Genomic DNA, 23,376 nt, shown 5'->3' with positions numbered 1-23,376 from the left:
ACCGGCGGGAACCATGGAGACGACAGTGGGTGCGGGGGAGAGGACCGAGAGGCTCCTCGACTGCATCGCGGCCCTCCGCACCCACTGTCCGTGGACCCGTGTCCTCACGCATGAGAGCCTCCTCGAGTACCTGATCGAGGAGGCCCACGAAGTGGTCGAGACCGTCGAAGGCGGCTCGGCCGATCCCGAGGAGCTGGCCCAGGAGCTGGGCGACGTGCTCCTCCAGGTGGTGCTGCACTCACGGATCGCCGAGGAGGACGGCCGCTTCGCCTTCGCGGACGTCGCCGAAGGGCTCCGGCTCAAACTCGTGCGCCGGAACCCCCACGTGTTCCATGCGGACGGCAGCCTCCGGGAGAGTTTCCCGGCCACCGTCGAGGAGATCGAAGCCCGCTGGGACGCCGTGAAACGGACGGAGAAACCCGAGCGGGCGTCCGTCTTCGAAGGGGTGCCCGCGTCCCTTCCCGCCCTGGCGCGTGCGGCCAAGCTGCTGTCCCGCGCCCGGCGCGACAGTGCTGCGCTGCTGCCTCCGCCATCGGCGTCGCCGGTGCAGTACGAGGACGAGGAGAGCCTCGGGGAAGCGCTTCTCGCGCTGGTCGCGGACGCCCAGGAACGGGGGCTCGACGCCGAACGCTCACTGCGCGCCGCACTGCGCCGCCGGGAGCCCGGCGAGGGTGTTTCTTAACGGTGTTTCTTAGCGGTGTTTCTTCACACCGTGCGATGGCGACGTTAAAAGTCCCACCCCGGGAGGAATGCTCCGAAGCCCTGCGCTAGGCTTGTGGCGGGACGAGGCCGTCCTGCACCGCACGGCCCATCCACGACTGAGTGAGCGATGTGTCACACGGTGATACGTCAGCTGAAGAACAGGAGCTTTTACATGGCGCTCATTGATGCCATCCACGCCCGCGAGATCCTCGATTCCCGTGGCAATCCGACCGTTGAAGTTGAAGTCCTCCTGAGCGATGGCTCCCTGGGCCGCGCCGCGGTTCCCTCCGGCGCCTCCACCGGCGAGCACGAAGCCGTGGAGCTGCGCGACGGCGACAAGGGCCGTTACCTCGGCAAGGGCGTCCAGCTGGCCGTCGACGCCGCGATCGAGCAGATCGGCCCGGCACTGGAGGGCTTCGACGCCACCGACCAGCGCAGCATCGACGCCGCCATGATCGAGCTGGACGGCACCCCGAACAAGGGCAAGCTCGGCGCCAACGCGATCCTGGGTGTCTCCCTGGCCGTCGCCAACGCCGCCGCCGCGTCCGCCGACCTCCCGCTGTACAAGTACCTGGGCGGCCCCAACGCCCACGTGCTGCCCGTGCCGCTCATGAACATCCTCAACGGTGGCTCCCACGCCGACTCCGATGTGGACATCCAGGAGTTCATGATCGTCCCGCTCGGCGCCGAGACCTTCTCCGAGGGCCTCCGCTGGGGTGTCGAGGTCTATCACCACCTCAAGTCCGTGCTGAAGGAGAAGGGCCTGTCCACCGGCCTCGGCGACGAGGGCGGCTTCGCCCCGAACCTGCCGAGCAACCGTGCGGCACTGGACCTGATCCAGGAAGCCATCGTCAAGGCCGGCTACACCCCGGGCAAGGACATCGCCCTGGCCCTGGACGTCGCCTCGTCCGAGTTCTACCAGGACGGCGCCTACCAGTTCGAGGGCAAGCAGCTCTCCGGCGAGGAGATGAGCGCCTACTACGCGGAGCTCGTCGACGCCTACCCGCTGGTCTCCATCGAGGACCCGCTGGATGAGAACGACTGGGACGGCTGGAAGCACCTCACCGACACCCTCGGTGACAAGGTTCAGCTGGTGGGCGACGACCTGTTCGTCACCAACCCGGAGCGCCTCCGCGAGGGCATCGAGAAGGGCACGGCCAACTCCCTGCTCGTCAAGGTCAACCAGATCGGCTCCCTGACCGAGACCCTGGACGCCGTCTCCCTGGCCCAGCGTTCCGGCTACACCACGATCACCTCCCACCGCTCCGGCGAGACCGAGGACACCACGATCGCGGACATCGCCGTCGCCACGAACGCCGGCCAGATCAAGACCGGCGCCCCGGCCCGCTCCGAGCGCGTCGCCAAGTACAACCAGCTCCTGCGCATCGAGGAGGAGCTCGCCGACGCCGCCGTCTACGCCGGCCGCGCCGCCTTCCCGCGTTTCAAGGGCTAAAGCCCGGACGCTGTGCGGAACGGCGGTTATGGTTGAGGAACCATGACCGCCGTTCCGGCGTTTAACCCCCGGCAGATGACAGCCCTGCCGGCACCACCCCCGACCGAACTTCCGAGGTGATCACCGTGGCCACCCGCCGCCCCAAGGTTCCGCGCGCGACGCTGCTCGACGGCGGTTCCTCCGCGACGCGCAAGCCGGCATCCCGGGCGGGCGCGTCAGCCTCTGAGGAGTCCCGCTCGCACGGCGCCCGCCCGGCAGGGCAGGCCGGCGCAGGGTCACAGGGGACAGGTCAGCAGAAAGCATCCCAGCGGGTCGAAGCCGAACGCACTGTCGCGGACTTCACGGCGAAGGCCCGCGAGAAGAGCGGCTCGGGGACGGCGTCCACCACGTCGAGGCCGGCGAGCGGCGGCGCGTCCGGCCCGGCCAAGCCGAAGCAGCCCGGCGGCGCGGCCGGGGGGAAATCCGCCACGGCGGGCCGGCCGGCGTCGTCGTCCACAGCTCCTGGAGCGGGGAAGGCCGCCGCGGAACCCACGCCGGTTCCCGCCCGGGCGTTCTCCGGCCGCCTGCTGGCCCTGGGGCTGGTCATGCTCGCGATCACCGTTCTTCTGGCTCCCACGGTGAAGAACTGGTGGGATCAGCGCCAGCAGATCGCGCAGCTGCAGGAGGACATCCGGACCAAGCAGGCGGACCAGGACGAGCTGAAGAAGCAGATCGTCCGTTGGCACGATCCGGCCTACGTCCAGCAGCAGGCCCGTGACCGCATTAACATGGTGATGCCCGGTGAGATCGGGTACTGGGTCTTCGGGAAGGAAGGCGGCACCGCCGGGGTCAGCGCTCCGGAGGGGACCACCGCCCCCGTGCCGGGGGACACCCCCTGGACCCAGAAGTTCCTGGAATCCGTCCGGGAAGCCACCAAGTAACACGACGTCCCTGGGCCCGGAGGCACAGGTCGAACCGTCGCAGTGAGGAATGTGAAGATGAGCGCAACGGCCCACCAGCCCACGGGCGGCGAGGACCGCACGGTCACCGAACAGGACCTGGACACGCTGAGCCGCCAGCTGGGCCGTCCCGTCCGCGACGTCGTGGAGATCTCCGCGCGCTGCGTGTGCGGCAACCCGCTCGTGGCGGCGACGGCCCCGCGGCTCGGCAACGGCACGCCGTTCCCCACCACCTTCTATCTGACGCACCCCGTGATCACCTCCGCCGTGTCCCGCCTCGAGGCGACCGGCCGGATGAATGAGATGAACGAGCGGCTCGCGGCGGATCCCGAGCTGGCGGTCTCCCACCGTGCAGCACATGAGGCGTACCTGGCGGCCCGCCGGGAGATCGGCCGCATCAGCGGAGTCGGCGAGGTTCCGGAGATCGACGGGATCTCCGCCGGCGGCATGCCCGAACGCGTGAAGTGCCTCCACGTCCTGGTGGGCCACTCGCTCGCCGCAGGCCCGGGCGTCAACGTCCTGGGTGACGAGGCGCTCGAGGGCATCGCCGAGTGGTGGACCGCGGACCGTTGCTTCTGCGACGGCGCCTGGGACACGAGCGGGCAGGCTCCCGCAAGGGACCTCAGCCGCCACGGCCCGCAGGGCCGCCCCGATCTGGTCGGGCGTCCCGCGCCCCGCCGCTCCACCACGCGCCGCGTCGCCGCGATCGACTGTGGCACCAACTCCATCCGCCTCCTGGTGGCCGACCGCGATGCCAAGGGCCGACTGGAGGACGTGGTCCGGGAGATGCGCGTCGTGCGTCTCGGCCAGGACGTGGACAAGACCGGTGAATTCGCCCCGGAAGCGCTGGAGCGCACCTTCGCCGCCGCCGAGGAATACGCCCGCCTGATCGCGGAGCACCCCGCCCCCGCGGGCGATTCCGCCGAGGACGGGACCGTCGCCCTCACCCCGTCCGACGTCCGTTTCGTCGCCACGTCGGCGAGCCGTGACGCCCGGAACCGCCAAGTGTTCGTGGACGGCATCCGGGAGCGCCTGGGCGTGGACCTCGAGGTCATCAGTGGTGACGAGGAGGCTTCGCTGTCCTTCGCGGGCGCCGTGAGCGTCCTGCCTCCCCGTGGCGAGGAACTGACGCTGGTGGTCGACCTGGGCGGCGGCAGCACCGAATTCGTCCTGGGCGACGACGACGGCGTGCGGGCGGCCCGCAGCGTCGACGTCGGCTGCGTGCGGCTCACCGAGCGCCACCTCCGCAGCGACCCGCCCACCGCCGAGGAGATCGCCTCCGCGGAAGCCGATGTGAACGCGGCCCTCGACCTCGTGCTCGAGACCGTCCCGCTCGGCCGCGCGAGCGCCGTCGTCGGCGTGGCGGGTTCCATCACCACCATCACGGCCCACGCTCTGGGGCTGGAGCAGTACGATTCCAGCCGCATCCACGGGGTGCGCCTGAGCTTCGCCGAGCTGCGCCGCGCGTGCGACAGCCTGCTGTCGATGACGCGCGATGAGCGCGCCGCTCTCGGGTTCATGCACCCCGGCCGGGTCGACGTGATCGGAGCCGGAGCCCTGGTGTGGCGGACGGTGCTCGGCCGGCTCGAGGACCTGAGCGAGGGGCGCCTTCAGGAGGCCGTGACCAGCGAACACGATATTCTGGACGGAATTGCCCTCAGCATCGCCTGAGGGGCTTCGCCCGGGACGGACGGTTGCGGGAGTGACTGGCCGGACCCCGAGACGGAACGACGGGAGCACATGAGGGCACAAGACGCGCACCGCGCACGAGGACGGGGCCGGTGTGTCCGGATCCTGTCGACGGCGCTGGTGCTGACCATCGCGGCATCACTCTCCCTGGCGGCCCCCGCCCAGGCGGACAGCATCCGGTCCGGCGAGTACTGGCTCGACGGTTACGGCGTCACCAAGGCCTGGAAGGAGAGCCGCGGGGCCGGGGTCAAGGTCGCGATCATCGACTCCGGCATCGACACGGCCCACCCCGACCTGAAGGGTTCCGTGGTGGAGGGGACGGATGTCTCCGGCGCGGGGAACCCTCAGGGCACCAAGAGCATCGGCGCCAAGCCGGAGCACGGCACCCTGGTGGCGAGTCTCCTGGCAGGCCGGGGGCACGGCACCCGGCCGAAGGCGACTTCCTCGCCCACTCCCGGCAAGCCTGCTGCGCCCACCGTGCAGAGCATGGGCGCCGGGCCGGACGGCATGGTGGGTGTGGCCCCCGAAGCACAGCTCCTCTCCGTGTCAACATGGCTCGGCTCGCCCAATCCGGCGGGCAAGTCGGACGAGGATCAGATCCCGGAAGCCGTCCGCTGGGCCGTGGATCACGGCGCGAAGGTCATCAACATCTCGTTGGGCAGCTCCTCCCCGGACTGGCCCCAGAGCTGGGACGCGGCGTTCCTCTATGCGGAGCAGAAGGACGTGGTGGTGGTCGCGGCCGCCGGCAACCGGGGGAGCGGCAACATCCAGGTGGGCGCCCCCGCGACGATCCCCGGCGTCGTGACCGTCGCAGGACTCGACCGGAAGAACATCGCCAGCCAGGACTCGTCCTCGCAGGGCATCAGCATCGCCGTGGCGGCGCCCGCCGAGGAACTCGAAGGCGCCCTCCCCGGGGGCGGCTACGCGACCTGGAGCGGGACGTCCGGTGCGGCGCCGATCGTGGCGGGTGTGGCCGCGCTCATCCGGTCGAAGTACCCGGACATGAGCGCCAAGCAGGTCATCAACCGGATCGTCACCACGGCCAAGGACGTCGGCGAGCCCGGCCGTGACCCGCTGTACGGCTTCGGCATCCTGGACGCCGAGAAGGCGCTCACCGCCACGGTGCCCGAGGCGCAGAGCAATCCGCTCGGCAGCATCTCGGAGTGGATCCGGGTGCACCGGCGCGGCGGCGAGCCGACGCGGAAGCCCCCGGCGGGGGCAGGCAACCTCATGCCCCAGCCGGCCGTTTCGGATCCGGCATCCCCGGTGGCGCAGGGCGCGGACGGTCTGGACTCGGCTCTGCCCGCCACTCTCGTCCTGGGATTCTCGGCCTTGCTCCTGGCCATGCTGGTGGCGGCGGTGCTGCATGTCCGGTCGGTGAGCCGGCGGGAGAACGACGGCGCCGGATCGCCGCCGTCGGACACCGCGACCGGGGAAGTGGCCGCCTCGGCTCCTGCCGAGCCCTCCGCGCCCGAGCCGCCGTCGCCTGCGCCCGCGCCGCCGTCGTCCGACGACGCGGTTCCGGGCCGGGAAGACCTCTCGGAGAAGACGCCCGGGGGACCGCCCGCCGGGTCCTGATCAGCCGCGTTCACACTATGTGAATGTTTTCACAAACTGCGCTATCCTGAGGGTATGGCAATCACTCAGCAGCCCCTTGCTCCCCAATTGCAGGACCGCCCGCGCGTTCTCGTCGTCGGCGGCGGCTACGTCGGACTGTACGTAGCGCTCAAGCTCCAGAAGAAGATCGCGAAGGCCGGTGGCATCGTCACCGTCGTCGATCCGCTTCCCTACATGACCTACCAGCCGTTCCTTCCCGAGGTGGCCGGCGGCAACATCGAGGCACGTCACGCCGTGGTCTCGCACCGTCAGCACCTCAAGGAGACCGAGCTCATCCAGGGCCGCGTCACCGCGATCGACCACGCCAACCGCAAGGCCGTCGTGGCCCCCGCGGACGGTGGCGCCCCGTTCGAGATCCCGTACTTCGACGTCGTGCTGGCCGCCGGCGCCATCACCCGCACCTTCCCGATCCCGGGTCTTGCGGACAAGGGCATCGGCCTGAAGACCATCGAAGAGGCCGTTGCACTGCGCAATCAGGTCCTCAACAAGATCGAGCTGGCCTCCACCATGACCGATCCCGAAGAGCGCAAGGCCGCTCTGACCTTCGTGGTCGTCGGTGGCGGCTTCGCCGGTATCGAGGCGATCACCGAACTCGAGGACATGGCCCGTCAGGCCGTCCGCGACAACCCCCGCGTCGACCAGAGCGAGATCCGTTTCGTGCTGGTCGAGGCCATGGGCCGCATCATGCCCGAGGTCACCGCCGAGCAGGCCGAGTGGGTCGTCGAGCACCTGCGCAGCCGCGGCATCGAGGTGCTCCTGAACACGTCCCTGGCCGACGCCGAGGACAAGCTCAAGCTCATCAACATGGCGGACAAGTCCCCGGCCGGCGAATTCGCCGCGGACACCCTCATCTGGGCCGCCGGTGTGCAGGCCAACCCGATGGTCCGTTCCACCGACTTCCCGCTGGAACCCCGTGGCCGCGTCCGCGTGCTGCCCGACCTCCGCATCGCCGGTGACGAGGGCATCATCGAGAACGCCTGGGCCGCCGGTGACGTCGCCGCCGTTCCGGACCTCACGGGCAAGGGCCTGCCGGACGGCACCTGCGTGCCGAACGCCCAGCACGCTCTGCGTCAGGCCAAGGTTCTCGCGAAGAACCTGTGGGCCTCCCGCTGGGACAAGCCGATGCACGACTACAAGCACAAGAACCTTGGCGCCGTGGCCGGTTTCGGCTCCTGGAAGGGTGTCGCGAACATCAACCTGCTCGGCCGCATCGGCCTCAAGGGCTGGCCGGCCTGGCTCGCCCACCGTGGTTACCACGGCATGGCCATGCCGACGTTCGAGCGCAAGTTCCGCGTGGTCGGTGGCTGGTTCCTGAGCCTGTTCGCAGGCCGCGACGCCACTCAACTCGTGGACCTGGACAACCCGCGCGGCGCCTTCGAGGCCGCTGCCCGTCCGGCCCCGAAGCCGGCCGAACCGGCCGCGAAGTAAGTCCTCGGCCTCCGCGAGGAGGCCCGGCTGCCGCTTGCCAGCGCTCGACGGCGCCGCTCACCGTGAAGGTGGGCGGCGCCGTCGTCGTTTCCGGGGTTTTCTCTGGCACCCCTGCTTGTGTGCTCAGTTGTCGCGGGTCCGGAAGGCTCCGACCCGCAACAACTGAGCACACATGTGTCGACGACGACGGGGCGCCGGGTGTGCCATGGTGAGCGCAGCACGCGGATAGGATGGATCCGCGCCCCAATAGCCCAATTGGCAGAGGCAGCGGACTTAAAATCCGCTCAGTCAGGGTTCGAGTCCCTGTTGGGGCACTGACATGTGCCCGCGTGCGACCATGAGGTCATGGCGAGACAGTATGAACAGCTCACAGACCGGTTGACGGACTTCATTCGCGACCAGCAGATGTTCTTCGTCGCGACGGCGGCACGGGACGGGCGGGTGAATGTCTCGCCCAAAGGGCTGGATTCCCTGAGGGTCCTGAGCCCGGACCGCGTGGTGTGGCTCAACGGCACCGGCAGCGGCAATGAGACCGCCGCTCATCTGCTCGATACGCCACGGATGACGCTCATGTTCTGCGCCTTCAGCGGCAAGCCGAACATTCTGCGCGTTTACGGCGCAGCCCGGGCCGTGCATCCGGGAGAGCCGGAGTGGGACGGCCTGGTGAGTCTTTTCCCACCCCTGCTGGGCGCGAGGAACCTGTTCGTCCTGGACATCGACCTGGTCCAGACGTCCTGTGGCTTCGGGGTGCCGCTGTACGAATTCCAGGAACAGCGGACGCTGATGGATTCCTGGGCCGGGAAGAAGGGAACCGAGGGGCTGCTCGCCTATCAGCAGGAACGCAACCGCTCCAGTATCGATGGCTTCCCGACGGGGCTTCCCGAGGCGGAGGCGATGCGGGAGGCCTGACGCGCGGCCGCGCCGCTCGCGGGCTGGACCCGGACTCTGGCCATCCGGAACCCGCCGCCTTACGATGACAGTCCGTGGCCTCGTCCGGGCTGAAGCTCGGCCTCCTGTGCCTCGGACAACGGTGTCGCGTCGTCGGCGCCATCCCATCCGACCTTCCGGAGGTGAGGGCATGGCCGCCCGTTTCGTGTACTGGATGAATGTTTCGCTGGACCTGATGATCGAGGGCGAGCCGGGGGAGGAGGGCGGCGGCGACTGGATGCGCATCGGCGAGTCCCTGCATCGCGAGTTCAATGCGAGGGCCCGTGCCCTCAGCATGGATGTCTCCGGCCGCGTCATCTACGAGACCATGGAATCGTTCTGGCCGAAGGCCCGGACCGACACGTCTTTACCCGACTTCATGCGCGAATACGGCGAGATCTGGACGGACGTGCCCAAGGTGCTCGTCTCCCGGACCCGCACGAGCGCCGAGCACAACACCCGCATCATCGGCGGGGACGACGCCATCGCCCAGCTGGCCGCGTTGAGGGCGGAGGAGAGCGGCGATATCGGCGTCGGCGGCGCCACGCTGGCCACGCAGTTGCTGAACGCGCGTCTCCTGGACGAGGTCATGCTCTTCACCCACCCGGCGATCCTGGGCCGGGGACGCCCGCTCTTCGACCACGTGGACGAACCGCTGGAACTCGAGCTGCTGGAGCAGGCTTCGTTTGAAGCGGGCGTCACCTTGCACCGCTACGCCATTCGCGGGGCGCTTCAGGCGGACTAGGGCGGTGGGGAGGACGAGAGGCGTGTCAGTTTTAATTGACGCCATCATCGATGTCAACCTAAACTGACACCATGGACTTCGAAGGGCTCTCCGAGCAGGATCCGACCGCCGACCCAGGGGCGGGTCTGCGTGCCGTCGTCGCGCTCCACCGCCTGGCCGAGCGGGTGGAGGCCACCTCGGTGACCGCCGCTCGCGACGCCGGCTGGTCCTGGGAGCAGATCGGCGCGGCACTCGGCGTCACCCGTCAGTCCGTCCATGCGAAGCATGGGAAGACCTCGAACGGAAAGGCGTCACGCCATGTTTGAACGATTCGCCCACGAGGCACGCGAGACCGTCACCCGTGCCGTCGCGGAGGCCGGCCTCCGTGGTGACCGGAAGGTCTCCACGGACCACTTGCTGATCGGTGTGGTGCACGATCCCGGCGCTTCCCAGTCGCTGGGGGTCACGGCCGACGAGCTTCGCGAACTGGCCGACGCCCTCGACCGTGAGGCCCTCGCCCGCGTGGGGATCGACGTCGAACGGTTCGGGCCACTGGCGCCGGCGGCGGGCGCGGGACGGGCGTCCTTCACCCCCGGCGCCAAGGACGTGCTGCGGCGCGCTCTCGGCCACGCGGCGGACGCCAAGAGCCGCCGGATCGGAGCCGCTCACCTGCTTCTGGCGCTCGAGGAGTGCGCGGCCCCCGAGCCGGCGGCCATCCTGCTGGCGCGTCTGCGCGAGCTTCGCGGACCGTCGGCGGCCTGAGAGGACGGCTCAACCCCATGCGGGAGACAGCGATCATCATCGCCGCCTCCCGCCCGGGGTTCGCGTCAGGAATCAGCCGTTGAAGGCCGCCGGGTGGGGACCGGTGCGGCCGTCCTTCTCCAGGGCGTCGATCGCACTGAGTTCCTCGGCGCTCAGCTCGAAGCCGAAGACGTCCAGGTTCTCCGCGATGCGCGACGGCGTGACGGACTTCGGGATCACGATGCGGCCCTGCTGGAGGTGCCAGCGCAGGATCACCTGGGCGGGGGTGCGGCCGTGGGCCTCCGCGATCGCCAGCACGGACGGGTCCTGCAGCGCCGCGCCCTGGGCCAGCGGGCTCCAGGCCTCGGTGGCGATGCCGTGCTCGGCGCCGAAAGCCTGCACCGCACGGTTCTGCAGGGCGGGGTGCAGTTCCACCTGGTTGACCACGGGGACGACCGTGGCTTCGGCGAGCAGTTGCTCCAGCTGATCCGGTTCGAAGTTCGAGACGCCGATCGCCCGGACGCGGCCATCTGCGTAGAGCTTCTCGAGGGCCTTCCACGTGTCGATGAAGCGGCCGTTCGCGGGGGCCGGCCAGTGGATCAGGTACAGGTCGAGGTAGTCCAGGCCGAGCTTCTCCAGACTCGCGTCATAGGCGGCGAGCGTCTCCTCGAAGCCCTGGTCCGCGTTCCACACCTTGCTGGTGATGAACAGCTCGCCGCGGTCGATGCCGGAGTCGGCGATCGCCTGGCCGACGCCGCGCTCGTTGCCATAGATGGCTGCGGTGTCGATGCTGCGGTAGCCGGCCGTGAGAGCTTCGGCGACGGCCGCCGTCGTCTCCGCGTCCGGGACCTGGAACACGCCGAAACCGAGCTGCGGCATCTCGATGCCGTTGTTCAGGGTGATGGTGGGGATGGTGGTCATCGTGTCGTCCTCCTGGGAGTTGGATGGTTCGGCGGGCTCAGGCGGTGGCCGGAGCCTGCTCGGATTCGGTGGAGAGGGTGGCGGACTGTTCCCGCCGGGCTTTCAGGGCGGCGATGATCATGATGATCAGGGCCGGGATGGTGATCAGCGCGCCGGTCCAGACGGGGGAGGCGTAGCCGAGCCCGGCGGAGATCGCCAGACCGCCGGCCCAGGCGCCGAGGGCGTTGCCCACGTTGAAGGCGCCGATGTTCGCTCCGGACGCCAGAGTGGGAGCGCCGCCCGCGTACTGCATGATGCGGGACTGCAGTCCGGGCACCGTGCCGAAGCCGAAGCCGCCCATGACGAACAGCGCGACGGCGGCGATCCACGGGATCGAGGCGAGGAGCCCGAAGAGCACCAGGGTCACGAGCAGTCCGGCCACGAAGAAGATCAGGGTCTTGTCGATGTCGCGGTCGGCGAGCTTGCCGCCGATCCAGTTGCCGACGAACAGGCCGGCGCCGGAGAGCATGAGGAGCCACGGCACGGCGCTGCTCGGGTAGCCGGAGATCCCGGTGAGCGTGTAGGCCATGTAGGTGAAGGCGCCGAACATGCCGCCATAGGCGAGGATCGTGACGAGGAGCGAGAGCCAGACCTGTCCGCTGCGGAACGCGGTGAGCTCGTGGCGAAGGCTGGGCGCCTTGCCGTCCTGGTGCAGTGGCGGCACCAGTGCGGCGATGCCGATGAAGGCGACGACGCCGGTGGCAGAGATGACCCAGAAGGTCGAGCGCCAGCCGAACTGCTGACCGAGCAGCGTACCGAAGGGGACGCCGAGCACGTTGGCCGCGGTCAGGCCCGTGAACATGATGGCCACCGCCTGGGCCTTCTTGGCGGGTGCCACGAGACCGGAGGCGACCACTGCGCCGATGCCGAAGAACGCGCCGTGGCAGAGGGCCGCGAGGATGCGGCCGGTCAGCATGACGCCGTAGTTGGGGGCGATCGCGGACAGGGTGTTGCCGGCGATGAAGAGGATGAGAAGGCCGAGCAGCACAGGCTTGCGGGGGAGCCGGGTGGTGGCAGCGGTGAGAAGCAGTGCGCCGACCGTGACGGCGAGGGCGTATCCGGAGATCAGCCATCCGGCGGTTGCCTCGGAGACCCCGAAGTCGGTGGCGACCTCGGGCAGCAGCCCCATGATGACGAACTCGGTCAGCCCGATCCCGAAGGCGCCGACGGAGAGCGCGAGAAGACCGATAGGCATGGTGATGAACACTCCTGCTAGACTGGATTTAGTTGCAAGCGCTGGTTATTTCACTTGCAGATGCAATAGTTGCACACGCAAGCAAGTGATGCAAGCCGAGTCTTCAGGAGGTCCCCATGAGCATTGACGACGACGCCGTCGAAGTGCGCGCCCAGGGCTGGCGCACCCTTGCCGCGCTGCACGGTGTGATCGAAGCCGGGCTGGAGCGCGCCCTCAGTGACGAGGTGAAGCTCTCCGTGGTCGAATACACGGTGCTCGACGCCCTGAGCCGCCAGGACGGCTGGCACATGCGCATGCAGCAGCTCGCCCGTGCCACCGCACTGAGCGCCAGCGCCACCACCCGCCTGGTCACCCGGCTGGAGGACCGCGGCCTGCTGACCCGGATCCTCTGCGCGGACGACCGCCGGGGGATCTACACCGAGCTCACGTCCGCGGGCCGCGAGCTGTATGAGAAGGCGAAGCCGGTCCATGACGAGGCCCTCGAACGCATCCTGAGCGACGCCGGAGAGCACCAGGAGCTGGCGGCGCTCGTCGCGGCGCTCCACGAGGTGTCTCGCGCGAACGCCTGATCGCCACCTCGTGACGGGGCCGGTTCGTGACGGGGCCGGTTCGCCCGCGGACCTGAGGGGGACCTAGGATTTCCCTGAGGGGATCCGAGAGGGTCTCCGGGAAGCGGGCGGGGCTGCTGCGGCCGGGGTGTGACCCGGCCTGACGGCCCCACCAGGAAAGGCTTTGGTGGGCGCACTCCTCAGCACGGGTCGCGGATTCTTCGCCACAGGGCCGGCCGGGAACCACGGAGTCGCCGCGGTTCGCGTGGCGCTCAGTGTGGCGATCCCCATGGTCACGCTTCTGATGATCGGCCATCCCGAATGGTCGATCTATGCCGTGTTCGGCGCCTTCACCAGCATGTACGGCCGGGGCGAACCTCATCTGTGGCGGGTGGTCCATCAGCTGGAGGCGTCCGCCTTGCTGGTCTCCGCCGTCCTGATCGGCACCGTGCTGGCCCATCTGCATGCCCCCACCCCCGTCCTGGTCCTGGTGGAGACGTGTTTCGCCGCGCTCGGATCGGTGGTGGCGGACGCCGCGAAACTCAATCCCGTGGGGCCGTTCTGGGCCTTGTTCGCCCTCGGCGCCTCCGCCTCCGTCACCCATCCGATGCCGCTCTGGGTTCCGTTCGTCGTGGGAGGGGCGTCGTCGGCGGTGAGCCTGGCCCTGAGCCTCGTGGTCTGGCGGCTGGCTCCCGACGCGGCCGTCGGGGAGCGGCGTCTCCGTGTCTCCAGCCCATGGCGCGACGGCGTGATCCTGCGGCAGGCGCTGCGGTACTTCGTGGCGGTCGGCGTCGCGGGTGTGGCGGGGATCGCGAGTGGCTGGGGTCATCCCTACTGGGCGATGGCCTCTGCCGCGATCCCGCTGGCCGCGGGAGCGCTGAGCGCCCGTCTGAAACGGGGCGTGCACCGGATCGTGGGAACGCTCGTGGGCATCGGGCTCACGGCTCTGATCCTCTGGCCGCAACCGTCCACGATGATGCTGGTGCTGCTGATCCCGCTCCTGCAATTCCCGTCGGAGCTCTTCATGCGGCGGAACTACGGGCTCGCGCAGGCGTTCCTGACCCCGGTCGTGCTGCTGGTGACGCTGCTGTCCAACCCGGGCGATCCCGTGCCCGTGCTCACCGACCGTGCGGTGGAGACGCTGCTGGGCGCCGTCGTCGGCATGGCGGTGGCGGTGCTGCTGCGCGAGCGGCAGCAGCCCGCCATCGATGACTGACGGTCAGTGCTTGCCGGGTGAGTCAGTGCTTGCCGGGTGAATTGGAGGGCAGCAGCTTGAGCCCGCCCACCGCTGCGATGATCCCCGCGATGAAGAGGAGTTTCAGCGGGCTGGCGCTCTCAGCCCCGGTCGCCATGGCGTAGCCGACGGTCAGTGCCGCGCCGACGCCGGTCCACACCGCATACGCGGTGCCCATGGCGATGTGTTTGGCGGCCCAGCCGAGGCCGATCATGCTCAGCACGAGGCCGATGGCGAAGACGATGGTCGGCCCCACTTCGGTGAAGCCGTGGGACAGGCCGAGGGCGGTGGCCCAGACGGCTTCCATGAGGGCACTGGCCAGCAGGACGATCCAGGGCATTCAGCTCACCGCCTTCAGGCCGACGACGCTGCCGACCAGGAGCGCCAGCAACGCGATGCGCGCAACGGTGGCTTTCTCCTGCCGGGTGATCATGGCCCAGACGGCCGTGAGGCACGCGCCGATCCCGACCCACACGGCATACGCCGTGCCGACGGGCAATTCCCGCATCGCATATGCGAGGCCGATCATGCTGGCAGCCGAGGTGATGACGAACAGGGCTGCGGGTTTCCATTTGCGGAATCCCTGGGATGCCGCGAGTGCCGAGGCCCACACCGCCTCCAGGACTCCGGAGATGATCAAAACGATCCATGCCATGACAAGGCTCTTTCTGAGTCAGTCTTGTCCTGTGCGGGTACTGCTCCCTCGTCCGCAGGCCGGTCAGGGCCTCGCCTTCAAGTCTAGCCACGGGCCGATTCCGGGCAAGCCGGGAAGGCGCAGGGAACTTTTCCGCAGGCCGGTCGTTGGAGTTGGTAGCTTGGAACAACTCGCATTGGACGTCCAGGAGGGATGAGAGATGGCTGCCGGAGGCAACCCGATCTTCAACGGCAAGAACTTCCGTGGCGCGCTGCAGGCGCCGCCACCCCCGAACATGATGAACCCGTACGGCCAGCAGGCCCCCGGGCAGAATGGCTACGGCCAGACCGGTTACGCCCAGCCGGGTCAGCCGCAGTACGGACAGCCTCAGTACGGTCAGCAGCAGCTCTCCGCCGAGCAGCTCCAGCAGATGTACTCGCAGCCCTCCGCAGGCCCCGCGCAGACCGGCCGGATGACCTTCGACGATGTGATCGTCAAGACCCTCCTGTGCCTCGGCGCCGTCCTGGTCGGCGCCGCGATCACCTGGTTCACCAGCCCCGGACTGGCCCTCGGCCTCATGATCCTGGGCGCACTGGGCGGTTTCGCGCTCGCGATGGTCAACACCTTCAAGAAGGAGCCGGTCCCGGCCCTCATCCTGGCCTACGCCGGCTTCGAAGGTCTGTTCCTCGGCGGCATCACCAAGGTCCTGGAGATGCGCCTTCCCGGCATCGGTCTTCAGGCCGTGCTGGCGACGCTCGCCGTGTTCGGCGTGACGCTCCTGCTCTTCACCTCGGGCAAGGTCCGTGCGACCCCCAAGATGATGCGTTTCTTCCTGATCGCGATGATCGGCTACGCGGCGTTCAGCCTCATCAACTTCTTCCTCATGATCTTCGGCGTCGTGAAGGACCCGTGGGGCCTGCGCGGCATGACGATCGGCGGCATCCCGCTCGGCCTGATCATCGGTGTGGTCGCCGTGATCCTGGCGGCGTTCTCCCTGATCATGGACTTCACCAACATCGAGGCCGGCGTCCACAACGGCGCCCCCGCACGGTACTCCTGGACCGCCGCCTTCGGCCTGACGGTCACCCTGGTGTGGCTGTACGTGGAGCTGCTGCGTCTGATCGCCATCCTGAGAGGCAACGACTAGTTCCCTCCGCGGGCCCGGCCAGGGCTCCGCTGACACACGACGACGGCGCCGCTCACCCGGAAGGGGAGCGGCGCCGTCGTCGTTGGCAGCTCTGTCGTTGGCAGCTGTTCTGATGGCAGCCATGCGGGGGAGGCCGCCGCTGCTGAGTCCGCTATCTACAGCGTGAGTCCGCTACATCGTGTAGCGGACTCACGCCCTGCATAGCGGACTCAGTCGGCAGGGTTACGAGTGTCAGGCGAGACGGCGCGCGCCGTCCGCGGGCGTCACCGTGAAGAGCCGTGGCTCGGCAAAACCCTGGGAGGCGAAGGCATCGAGCACCGCCTGCCGGACCTCGTCCTCGAGGCCCCGGGGCGTGAGCGCGATGGCCGAGCCGCCGAAGCCGCCGCCGGTCATCCGGGCGCCGATCGCGCCGGCCGCCCGTGCGGAGTCCACGGCGACGTCCAGTTCCGGGCAGGAGATCTCGAAGTCATCGCGCATCGAGACGTGGCTGGCATCGAGGAGAGGCCCGATGGCTTTGGCGCCCTCGGTCCGGAGGACCGCCACGGTCTCGAGGACCCGCGCGTCCTCCGTGACCACGTGACGGACCCTGCGGAAGGTCAGGTCGTCCAGGAGTTCCTCGGCGCGGGGCAGGTCCTCCAGGCCGAGGTCGCGCAGCGCGGGGACCCCTAGTGCGGCCGCACCCGCCTCGCACGCCGCGCGGCGGCTGGCATACCCGCCGTCGCTGTGTGAATGCGCCACGCGGGTGTCGATGACGAGCATGACCAGGTCGTCCGCTTCGGCGTCGAAGGGGATGAGCTCGGCGTGCTGATCCCGGCAGTCGAGGAACACGGCGTGACCGCGCTCGCCGCGCAAGGAGGCGGACTGGTCCAGGATGCCGGTGGGGGCGCCCACGAAGTCGTTCTCGCCGCGCTGGGTCAGCAGCACCAGATCCTGCGCACTCAGGGATGCACCGGACAGCTCGGCGAGTGCCGTGATGGTGGCGCATTCGATCGCGTGGGAGGAGGACAGGCCGGAGCCGAGGGGGACCGTGGAGTCCAGGTACAGCTCGAAGCCCGGCACGGCCACGCCGGACTGCTCCAGGGCCCAGGCCACGCCGAGGGGGTAGCTCGCCCAGCCGTAGTCGCCTCCGGGCGTGAGATGGTCCAGCTCGAACTCGAGCACGCCTCCGGTGCCCTGTGTGCCGGTGCCCTGTGCCCCCGTGCCCTGGGCCGAGAGCAGACGGACCGTGCGGGATGCCGGCAGGGCGCGCACGGCCACGCGGGCCTTGAGGTCGATCGCGAAGGGGAGGACGAACCCGTCGTTGTAGTCGGTGTGCTCGCCGATGAGGTTGACCCGCCCGGGCGCCATCCACACGCCGTCGGCGTCGTGTCCGAACGCTTCGCGGAAGGCCACGAGGATGTCCTGCTGGCCTGATTCCTGGCGGCTGGTGGCCTCGGTGTGCTGCGAGGTCATGAGTGGGCTCCTTCAGGAGAGACGGAGGGGACGAGGAGCGGTGCGACAGGCGCGGCCTGGGCCGTGGAACGGTACGGCGAGACGGAGCCGCGCAGCCGTGCGGCGACCGATTCCGGGGTGACGTCGTTGATGAACGCTCCCATGGCGGCCTCGGACCCCGCGAGGTACTTCAGCTTGTCGGCGGCGCGGCGTGGCGAGGTCAGCTGCAGGTGGAAGCCCATGGCCTCACGGTACCCGCGCAGCAGCGGCGCCTGATGCCATGCGGCGATGTACGGGGTGGGGGTGTCGTACAGGCCGTCGACGCGGCCGAGAAGGTCCAGGTACAGCGTCGTGAGCTCGTCCTTCTCCGCTCCGGTGAGGGCGGCGAAGTCCGGGACGTGACGGTGCGGCGCCAGGTGCAGCTCCAGCGGCCACCGGGCGGCGAACGGCACGTAAGCGCTGAAGTGCTCGCCTTCCAGGACCACGCGGGAGCCGTCGCCGCGCTCGCGGCGGACCACTCCTTCCAGCAGCGTCTCACCGTCGGGGCGATCCGAGCGGTACTCGACGGCGGTCCGGGCCATGGCCTCGGCGCGCGGCGTCACATAGGGGTAGGCATAGATCTGGCCGTGGGGGTGATGCAGGGTGACCCCGATGTCCGCGCCGCGGTTCTCGAACGGGAACACCTGGCGGACGCCACTGAGCGCCGAGAGCTCCCGGGTGCGGTGGGACCACGCCTCCACGACCGTGCGCGCGCGTTCCCAGGGCAGTTCGGCGAAGGAGCCGCTGTGCTCCGGGGTGAACGTGACCACCTCGCATCGTCCGCTGGCCGGTGCGAGTGTTCCCCACCCGGGACTCGAGGGGATGTCGCCCACCACGGGACCGAGCGATGGGAAGCGGTTCTCGAACGCGACCACTTCGTAGTCCTCGGCGGGGATCTCGGTCGCGCGCTCGGGGGTGCTGGGGCAGATGGGGCATTCGTGGGCCGGGGGGAGGTGGGTGCGGGTCTGCCGGTGCGCGGCGACGGCCACCCATTCCCCGCTCAGGGCGTCATAGCGCACCTCGCCGGAACCTTCCGGGCCGAGGTCCCGCTGAGGAAGGTCGCGGGTGTCCGGAACGTCCGCGGTGCGGCCCGGAGCGGCGTCGAAATAGATGATTTCGCGGCCGTCGGCCAGGTGTGAACGTGTCACCGATGTCATGGCTGCCCTCGCTTCCATCGCCCGCTCTCTGGGGCTCTGATCAGACTCTAGCAAAGAACGAATAATTTCTAACAAAAAAGAACATTAATGATCGCGTCACCTGCCGGAAGCCGTTTGACCGCTCGACTCCGACCGGTACGGTGTTGCCATGCCTGAATCTTCCAGCAGCCCCGCCATCCGCTGCGCGAGCGGCGCCCAGTACCGCCTCGAGCGCGGGCCGGCCGTCGCCGTCGTGACCGAACTCGCCGCGGCGCTCCGCAGCTATTCCGTGGACGGCGTGCTCCTCACCGAGACGTTCAGCGACCACCAGATCCCGCCCGGCGCCTCCGGCATCACGCTGGCGCCGTGGGCCAACCGGGTGGAGGACGGGAAGTGGACGCTGAACGGTGCGACCCAGCAGCTCGACATCACCGAGGTGTCCCGCAACAACGCGAGCCATGGTCTCCTCCGCAATGCCCCCTACGCCTGCGTCGAGCAGAGCGGGACACACGTGGTCCTCGAAGCGACGGTCTTCCCGCAGCACGGCTACCCGTTCCTCGTCCGGCACCGGGTGGCCTACGAACTCGAGGAGAGCGGCGCGCTGCGGGTCACCCAGACCCTTCTGAACGACGACGACGCCGCGGCTCCGGTCGTGCTCGGCGCTCACCCCTACCTCCGCTTGGGTGAGCTCCCGGCCGAGGATCTGACGCTCACCGTCCGCGCGGACCGCTGGCTCGAGACCGACGAGAGGCTCATCCCCCGGAACGAGCGCCCGGTGAGCGACGGCACCGACCTGCGGGCCGGCGTCGTGCTCGCCGACCTGGACACCGACACGGCGTATACGGGGCTGGAACGCGATGCCGCGGGGCGCGCCCGGACCACGCTCAGCGGCGCCGACGGCCGGTCGGTCGCGCTGTGGCAGGACGACCGGTGCGGCTACGTCCATATCTACGCCACGGGAGGGTTCGACGGGCGCGCGAAGGCGCTCGCCGTCGAACCGATGACCGGGCCGGCCAATGCCTTCAACTCCGGCGACGGTCTGCAGTGGGTCCAGCCCGGCGGAGAGTTCACCATGAGCTGGGGGATCGAAGCCTCCTGGTGACAGGACCTTGAAGGCGCCCGCCGAGGGCTGCCGGATGGGGAGGCGTCCCCGTCGCGGCAGCGCTCGGGGAACCCTAGGATGGTCACCATGGCCAGGGTGGCCGTTCGGGAGGGGGACACCGATGGGTGGAGGGTTTTACGGCGCAGACGTCGCGCAGTCGGCCGATCAGGCACTGCCGACTCGTCTGCGGCCTCGTCGACTCGGCGCACGTCGAGCGGCGCTGGCTTCCGTTGCGGCACTCGGCCTCACGTGCGTTCTGACGGCCTGCGGAGTCGCGATCGACACCCCCGGCCATGACCACACCTTATCCACGCAACGGGCACCGGTCACCGGAAATTCGACTCTGGATCAGGCGGGGATCGCCAAGATCACGGCAGATCGTTCGGCGCGGTTCGATTTCTCTTCAGGGTCCCTGACCCGCACCGCGGTCGGGCTCGGTCCAGGGCTGCAATCGCCAATGGTGGATTTGCGGGGAGCAGGAAAGATGGACCTGCGGATCACGGCCCCTCAGGGGGAGATCACGGCGCGGACCGATGTGCTCAACGCTCTGGTCCACGACGGCAAGGACACCGTGGATGAGCTGAGTTACTTCCTGACCACGGAATCGAAGGACGAGTACATCGCCGCGGTCCGAGCCGCAGTCTCCGACTACGGCATCGATCAGGCCAGGGTCGAGGAATGGATCCGGGGGCTGAATGACCACCCCACGGGACGCCACTACTCGGCGCTCCCACCCGGCTATAAGACGGGCCTGGAGGTCATTTATGACCTCCGCTTCGACTATGACAAGAAGGTCCAGGTCATCATCGTCACGGTGAGCCCCAAGCCCTGACATGAACGCGTCGCGGCCGGCCGGACCCCTCCGCCCGCCCGCCATGCGAACCTGATTTCCAAATGGGGGGCGGCTGCGCCACGATTGATGCATGTCAGGTGTAGCCAAGAACGGTCAGTCAGTGGTGCCCCGTCCGACGCGTGGCAGGGAACTTGATGAGGACATCCCGTACGGCATCCGGATCGCCGCGGCCTGGTCCTGGCGCGTGGGGGTCATCCTCCTCGCCACGGGCGCGCTCATCTGGCTGCTCTCGAAGGTCAGCTTCCTGATCATCCCGCTCCTCCTCGCGGCGCTCCTCACCGCTCTGCTGAACCCGGTGGTCGGCTGGCTGAGCAGGCACAAGATCCATCGCGGTCTCTCTGTCGCCCTCACGCTGCTCGGCCTGATCGCGGTCATCACCGTCACCTTGATCTTCGTCGGCCGCCAGGCCACCGTGGGCTTCAAAGAACTGTGGGGTCAGGCGCTCGAAGGTCTCAAGCAGATCCAGGGCTGGCTCCAGGACGGACCGCTGCACCTCACCGCCGACCAGCTGGACGGCTACATCCGCAATGTCGTGGACGCCGTGCAGAACCAGAGCAGCACCATCCTGACCGGGGCGCTGAGCGTCGGCAGTGGGGCCGGGCACATCGCGGCCGGGCTCCTGCTGACCCTCTTCATCCTGATCTTCTTCCTCCTCGAGGGCCGCCAGATCTGGGGCTTCATCACCCGGCTGGCCCCGAAGAAGGCCCGCCCGGCCATCTACGGCGCCGGCAGCAAGGCCTGGATCTCGGTGGGCAACTACGTCCGGATCCAGGTGTTCGTGGCCGCCGTCGACGCGATCGGCATCGGCGTCGGCGCCGCCGTGATCGGTGTGCCCCTGGCCCTGCCCCTCGGCCTGGCGGTCTTCCTCGGCTCGTTCATCCCCGTGGTGGGCGCCCTCGTCACCGGCGCCGTGGCAGTGCTCCTGGCCCTCGTGGCCAATGGCCTGGTGAACGCCGTCATCATGCTCGCGATCGTCCTCGCCGTGCAGCAGCTGGAGAGCCATGTGCTGCAGCCGCTCGTCATGGGCAAGGCCGTCTCCCTGCACCCGGTGGGCGTCATCCTGGCCGTCGCCGCGGGCTCCTTCCTGGCGGGCATCCCCGGCGCCCTGTTCGCCGTGCCGATCCTCGCCGCGCTGAACACCGCGATCCGTTACATCGCCGGACGCGGCTGGGACGACGACCCTGCCGTCGTCGCCCTGGACGGCACGACGACGCCGGCCACCTCCGATGAGGAGATCGACGCCGCGGCGGGGGAGACGCCGTCGTCGTCCGCTGAAGAGCGCACTGAACTTCCGGCCCCCGTGAGCGGGCCGGGGACGCAAGAGAAACCGAACAATTCCAAGGAGGCGGCCAGTGATGACCACTGAGGCCCTACCCGTCACGCTCCAGGACGTAGTCCGCGCACAGGAATTGCTCGACGGCGTCATTACCGTCACGCCCATCGAGAAGTCCCGGGCGCTGTCCCGGATGGTGGGTGGCGACGTGGTCTTCAAGTGCGAGAACCTGCAGCGCGCGGGCTCGTTCAAGGTCCGTGGCGCCTACGTGCGCATGGCCCGCCTGAGCCCGGAGGAGAAGGCCCGCGGCGTCGTCGCGGCGTCGGCCGGCAACCACGCTCAGGGCGTCGCCTCCGCGGCCAAGGCCCTCGGCATCAAGGCCCGGATCTACATGCCGCTCGGTGTGGCGCTGCCGAAGCTGGCGGCGACCCGCGGGCACGGCGCCGAGGTCATCCTGCACGGCCACAACGTGGACGAGGCCCTGGCCGAGGCACAGCGGTACGCGGAGGCGTCCGGGGCCGTGTTCGTGCACCCGTTCGACAACGTGGACGTCGTGGCGGGCCAGGGCACGATCGGCCTCGAGATCCTCGACCAGGTTCCCGATGTGGACACGATCATCATGGGCGTCGGCGGCGGCGGCCTCCTGGCCGGCGTCTCCGTGGCCATCAAGGAGCGCGCCCGTGAACTGGGCCGTGAGATCCGGGTGATCGGGGTGCAGGCGGAGAACGCCGCCGCCTACCCGCCGTCGCTCGCCGCGGATGCCCTCGTCCCGCTGAAGAAGGTCTCCACGATGGCCGACGGCATCGCCGTGGGCCGCCCCGGGCAGCTGCCGTTCAGCATCATCCGCGAACTCGTGGACGACGTGGTCACGGTCAGCGAGGACGCCCTCGCCCGTGCGCTCATCTTCCTGCTGGAACGCGCCAAGATGGTGGTGGAGCCGGCCGGCGCGGTGGGTGTGGCGGCGCTCATGGAGGGCCGGATCGAGAACCCGGGCAAGGTGGCCGTCATCCTGTCCGGCGGCAACATCGACCCGATGCTCATGCTCAAGGTGATCCAGCGCGGTCTGTACGCGGCAGGCCGCTTCCTGACGGTGCGGATCCTCCTCGACGACCGTCCCGGCTCCCTGGCGACCATCTCCCGCATCATCGCCGAGCACGACGCGAACGTCACCGGCGTGGATCACACCCGTGTGGGTGGCTCCATCAGCATGGGCGATGTCTCGATCACGGTGGACCTGGAGACCAAGGGCCACGAGCACTCCGAGGTGGTGCTCAACGCGCTGCGGGCCGAGGGCTTCCAGCCGATCGTGGTGCACTTCTAGGCCAGGCTCCCCACCCACTCATCGATTGCTCCGTGGATGTCGTTTTGGCCACCCAGAACGACATCCACGGAGCAGTCGATGAGCGCGATGGACGAGGACGGGCGGTGAACGGCTGTTCAGTCCAGGAGTGTGCCCGGCGGAGCCTCGGTCACCAGGAGCGCCCATTCCGAGCCCGGGGGAGCGGTGACTTCGAACTCCGTGGTCCCACCGGGTGAGCCGGGTACCGCGCTTCCAGTGGAGCCACGTCCCCCGGGCGAGACGCAAGGGCCGTTCGCGGACCAGGC

The 23,376-nt window shown here is 69.1% G+C and carries 23 protein-coding genes, 1 tRNA gene, 1 pseudogene and 1 riboswitch; of the genes and pseudogenes, 19 read left to right on the top strand and 6 right to left on the bottom strand.

Going from position 1 to position 23,376, the window contains the following annotated elements:
• Positions 1-13 precede the first annotated feature (13 nt).
• The 12 genes and pseudogenes from AB6732_RS10825 (at position 14) to AB6732_RS10770 (ending at position 10,240) form a co-directional block, all read left to right on the top strand.
• Positions 14-682 (top strand): MazG nucleotide pyrophosphohydrolase domain-containing protein, encoded by a 669-nt coding sequence (locus AB6732_RS10825; RefSeq protein ID WP_370959964.1) that lies wholly within the window; start codon positions 14-16, stop codon positions 680-682.
• Between the two features lie 192 nt (positions 683-874).
• Positions 875-2,155 (top strand): phosphopyruvate hydratase, encoded by a 1,281-nt coding sequence (eno, locus tag AB6732_RS10820; RefSeq protein ID WP_208188170.1) that lies wholly within the window; start codon positions 875-877, stop codon positions 2,153-2,155.
• A gap of 125 nt (positions 2,156-2,280) precedes the next feature.
• Entirely contained in the window at positions 2,281-3,075 is a 795-nt protein-coding gene (locus AB6732_RS10815) for a septum formation initiator family protein (protein WP_370959963.1), read from the top strand.
• 57 nt (positions 3,076-3,132) lie between these two features.
• A pseudogene (locus AB6732_RS10810) lies at positions 3,133-3,573 on the top strand (DUF501 domain-containing protein); the annotation flags it as partial.
• Positions 3,574-3,747: 174 nt separating this feature from the next.
• Positions 3,748-4,764: an exopolyphosphatase gene (locus tag AB6732_RS10805; RefSeq protein WP_370960122.1), complete on the top strand. Its 1,017-nt coding sequence runs from the start codon at positions 3,748-3,750 to the stop codon at positions 4,762-4,764.
• 69 nt (positions 4,765-4,833) lie between these two features.
• Positions 4,834-6,360: a S8 family serine peptidase gene (locus tag AB6732_RS10800; protein ID WP_370959962.1), complete on the top strand. Its 1,527-nt coding sequence runs from the start codon at positions 4,834-4,836 to the stop codon at positions 6,358-6,360.
• A 54-nt stretch (positions 6,361-6,414) separates the two neighbouring features.
• The gene (locus tag AB6732_RS10795; RefSeq protein ID WP_370959961.1) at positions 6,415-7,827 is read left to right on the top strand and encodes an NAD(P)/FAD-dependent oxidoreductase; all 1,413 of its coding nucleotides are present in this window, start codon (positions 6,415-6,417) and stop codon (positions 7,825-7,827) included.
• 240 nt (positions 7,828-8,067) lie between these two features.
• A tRNA-Leu gene (locus tag AB6732_RS10790) sits at positions 8,068-8,141 on the top strand.
• A 31-nt stretch (positions 8,142-8,172) separates the two neighbouring features.
• On the top strand, positions 8,173-8,736 hold the full coding sequence (locus AB6732_RS10785) for a pyridoxamine 5'-phosphate oxidase family protein (RefSeq protein ID WP_370959960.1): 564 nt from the start codon (positions 8,173-8,175) through the stop codon (positions 8,734-8,736).
• A gap of 169 nt (positions 8,737-8,905) precedes the next feature.
• The gene (locus AB6732_RS10780) at positions 8,906-9,499 is read left to right on the top strand and encodes a dihydrofolate reductase family protein (protein WP_370959959.1); all 594 of its coding nucleotides are present in this window, start codon (positions 8,906-8,908) and stop codon (positions 9,497-9,499) included.
• A gap of 71 nt (positions 9,500-9,570) precedes the next feature.
• The gene (locus tag AB6732_RS10775; protein WP_370959958.1) at positions 9,571-9,804 is read left to right on the top strand and encodes a helix-turn-helix domain-containing protein; all 234 of its coding nucleotides are present in this window, start codon (positions 9,571-9,573) and stop codon (positions 9,802-9,804) included.
• Positions 9,797-10,240 (top strand): Clp protease N-terminal domain-containing protein, encoded by a 444-nt coding sequence (locus AB6732_RS10770; protein ID WP_370959957.1) that lies wholly within the window; start codon positions 9,797-9,799, stop codon positions 10,238-10,240. Before AB6732_RS10775 ends, AB6732_RS10770 begins: the two co-directional genes overlap by 8 nt.
• Before the next feature lie 72 nt (positions 10,241-10,312).
• Here AB6732_RS10770 and AB6732_RS10765 read toward each other — a convergent pair whose 3' ends face one another.
• Positions 10,313-11,140, bottom strand: a complete 828-nt coding sequence (locus tag AB6732_RS10765; protein WP_370959956.1) for an aldo/keto reductase — start codon at positions 11,138-11,140, stop codon at positions 10,313-10,315.
• Between the two features lie 37 nt (positions 11,141-11,177).
• Entirely contained in the window at positions 11,178-12,374 is a 1,197-nt protein-coding gene (locus AB6732_RS10760; protein ID WP_370959955.1) for an MFS transporter, read from the bottom strand.
• A gap of 116 nt (positions 12,375-12,490) precedes the next feature.
• Between AB6732_RS10760 and AB6732_RS10755 the strand changes: the two genes are divergently transcribed.
• Entirely contained in the window at positions 12,491-12,943 is a 453-nt protein-coding gene (locus AB6732_RS10755) for a MarR family winged helix-turn-helix transcriptional regulator (protein WP_370959954.1), read from the top strand.
• A gap of 166 nt (positions 12,944-13,109) precedes the next feature.
• Positions 13,110-14,138, top strand: a complete 1,029-nt coding sequence (locus AB6732_RS10750) for an FUSC family protein (protein ID WP_370959953.1) — start codon at positions 13,110-13,112, stop codon at positions 14,136-14,138.
• Between the two features lie 22 nt (positions 14,139-14,160).
• Here the strand turns inward: AB6732_RS10750 and AB6732_RS10745 are convergent, their stop codons facing one another.
• Positions 14,161-14,496, bottom strand: a complete 336-nt coding sequence (locus AB6732_RS10745; RefSeq protein ID WP_370959952.1) for a multidrug efflux SMR transporter — start codon at positions 14,494-14,496, stop codon at positions 14,161-14,163.
• Positions 14,497-14,811, bottom strand: coding sequence for a multidrug efflux SMR transporter (locus AB6732_RS10740; protein ID WP_066214514.1), 315 nt, complete (start codon positions 14,809-14,811; stop codon positions 14,497-14,499).
• Positions 14,812-14,823: 12 nt separating this feature from the next.
• Positions 14,824-14,886, bottom strand: a riboswitch (guanidine-III (ykkC-III) riboswitch).
• 124 nt (positions 14,887-15,010) lie between these two features.
• Between AB6732_RS10740 and AB6732_RS10735 the strand changes: the two genes are divergently transcribed.
• Positions 15,011-15,937 carry a Bax inhibitor-1/YccA family protein gene (locus AB6732_RS10735; protein ID WP_287902168.1) on the top strand — a complete coding sequence of 309 codons (927 nt, stop codon included), beginning with the start codon at positions 15,011-15,013 and terminating at the stop codon, positions 15,935-15,937.
• Between the two features lie 231 nt (positions 15,938-16,168).
• Here AB6732_RS10735 and galK read toward each other — a convergent pair whose 3' ends face one another.
• Positions 16,169-17,389 carry a galactokinase gene (gene galK / locus AB6732_RS10730; RefSeq protein ID WP_370959951.1) on the bottom strand — a complete coding sequence of 407 codons (1,221 nt, stop codon included), beginning with the start codon at positions 17,387-17,389 and terminating at the stop codon, positions 16,169-16,171.
• Positions 17,386-18,564: a galactose-1-phosphate uridylyltransferase gene (galT, locus tag AB6732_RS10725; protein ID WP_370959950.1), complete on the bottom strand. Its 1,179-nt coding sequence runs from the start codon at positions 18,562-18,564 to the stop codon at positions 17,386-17,388. Before galT ends, galK begins: the two co-directional genes overlap by 4 nt.
• A gap of 148 nt (positions 18,565-18,712) precedes the next feature.
• Between galT and AB6732_RS10720 the strand changes: the two genes are divergently transcribed.
• The 4 genes from AB6732_RS10720 (at position 18,713) to ilvA (ending at position 23,092) form a co-directional block, all read left to right on the top strand.
• Positions 18,713-19,645, top strand: a complete 933-nt coding sequence (locus tag AB6732_RS10720; protein WP_370959949.1) for an aldose 1-epimerase family protein — start codon at positions 18,713-18,715, stop codon at positions 19,643-19,645.
• A gap of 484 nt (positions 19,646-20,129) precedes the next feature.
• Complete coding sequence (locus AB6732_RS10715; RefSeq protein ID WP_370959948.1) at positions 20,130-20,477, top strand: hypothetical protein; 348 nt, start codon at positions 20,130-20,132, stop codon at positions 20,475-20,477.
• Between the two features lie 91 nt (positions 20,478-20,568).
• Complete coding sequence (locus AB6732_RS10710) at positions 20,569-21,864, top strand: AI-2E family transporter (RefSeq protein ID WP_370959947.1); 1,296 nt, start codon at positions 20,569-20,571, stop codon at positions 21,862-21,864.
• Positions 21,854-23,092 (top strand): threonine ammonia-lyase, encoded by a 1,239-nt coding sequence (ilvA, locus tag AB6732_RS10705; RefSeq protein ID WP_370959946.1) that lies wholly within the window; start codon positions 21,854-21,856, stop codon positions 23,090-23,092. The genes AB6732_RS10710 and ilvA overlap by 11 nt, the downstream gene beginning before the upstream one ends.
• The last annotated feature ends 284 nt before the right edge of the window (positions 23,093-23,376 follow it).

It is taken from the genome of Arthrobacter sp. RCC_34 (genome assembly GCF_041360795.1).
GTDB lineage: Bacteria > Actinomycetota > Actinomycetes > Actinomycetales > Micrococcaceae > Arthrobacter_E.
Note: the sequence above shows the minus strand (reverse complement) of the source record. Positions and strands in the feature narration are given on the sequence as shown.

Excerpts from the sequence above, each read along its gene's own strand:
- AB6732_RS10745 (WP_370959952.1), bottom strand. The coding sequence starts at position 14,496 with ATGCCCTGGATCGTCCTGCTGGCCAGTGCCCTCATGGAAGCCGTCTGG.
- galT (WP_370959950.1), bottom strand. The coding sequence starts at position 18,564 with ATGACATCGGTGACACGTTCACACCTGGCCGACGGCCGCGAAATCATC.
- eno (WP_208188170.1), top strand. The coding sequence starts at position 875 with ATGGCGCTCATTGATGCCATCCACGCCCGCGAGATCCTCGATTCCCGT.
- AB6732_RS10785 (WP_370959960.1), top strand. The coding sequence starts at position 8,173 with ATGGCGAGACAGTATGAACAGCTCACAGACCGGTTGACGGACTTCATT.
- AB6732_RS10780 (WP_370959959.1), top strand. The coding sequence starts at position 8,906 with ATGGCCGCCCGTTTCGTGTACTGGATGAATGTTTCGCTGGACCTGATG.
- AB6732_RS10795 (WP_370959961.1), top strand. The coding sequence starts at position 6,415 with ATGGCAATCACTCAGCAGCCCCTTGCTCCCCAATTGCAGGACCGCCCG.
- AB6732_RS10710 (WP_370959947.1), top strand. The coding sequence starts at position 20,569 with ATGTCAGGTGTAGCCAAGAACGGTCAGTCAGTGGTGCCCCGTCCGACG.
- AB6732_RS10760 (WP_370959955.1), bottom strand. The coding sequence starts at position 12,374 with ATGCCTATCGGTCTTCTCGCGCTCTCCGTCGGCGCCTTCGGGATCGGG.
- AB6732_RS10825 (WP_370959964.1), top strand. The coding sequence starts at position 14 with ATGGAGACGACAGTGGGTGCGGGGGAGAGGACCGAGAGGCTCCTCGAC.
- AB6732_RS10715 (WP_370959948.1), top strand. The coding sequence starts at position 20,130 with ATGGACCTGCGGATCACGGCCCCTCAGGGGGAGATCACGGCGCGGACC.
- AB6732_RS10720 (WP_370959949.1), top strand. The coding sequence starts at position 18,713 with ATGCCTGAATCTTCCAGCAGCCCCGCCATCCGCTGCGCGAGCGGCGCC.
- AB6732_RS10740 (WP_066214514.1), bottom strand. The coding sequence starts at position 14,811 with ATGGCATGGATCGTTTTGATCATCTCCGGAGTCCTGGAGGCGGTGTGG.
- AB6732_RS10765 (WP_370959956.1), bottom strand. The coding sequence starts at position 11,140 with ATGACCACCATCCCCACCATCACCCTGAACAACGGCATCGAGATGCCG.
- AB6732_RS10755 (WP_370959954.1), top strand. The coding sequence starts at position 12,491 with ATGAGCATTGACGACGACGCCGTCGAAGTGCGCGCCCAGGGCTGGCGC.
- AB6732_RS10770 (WP_370959957.1), top strand. The coding sequence starts at position 9,797 with ATGTTTGAACGATTCGCCCACGAGGCACGCGAGACCGTCACCCGTGCC.
- AB6732_RS10775 (WP_370959958.1), top strand. The coding sequence starts at position 9,571 with ATGGACTTCGAAGGGCTCTCCGAGCAGGATCCGACCGCCGACCCAGGG.
- AB6732_RS10735 (WP_287902168.1), top strand. The coding sequence starts at position 15,011 with ATGGCTGCCGGAGGCAACCCGATCTTCAACGGCAAGAACTTCCGTGGC.
- galK (WP_370959951.1), bottom strand. The coding sequence starts at position 17,389 with ATGACCTCGCAGCACACCGAGGCCACCAGCCGCCAGGAATCAGGCCAG.
- AB6732_RS10800 (WP_370959962.1), top strand. The coding sequence starts at position 4,834 with ATGAGGGCACAAGACGCGCACCGCGCACGAGGACGGGGCCGGTGTGTC.
- ilvA (WP_370959946.1), top strand. The coding sequence starts at position 21,854 with ATGACCACTGAGGCCCTACCCGTCACGCTCCAGGACGTAGTCCGCGCA.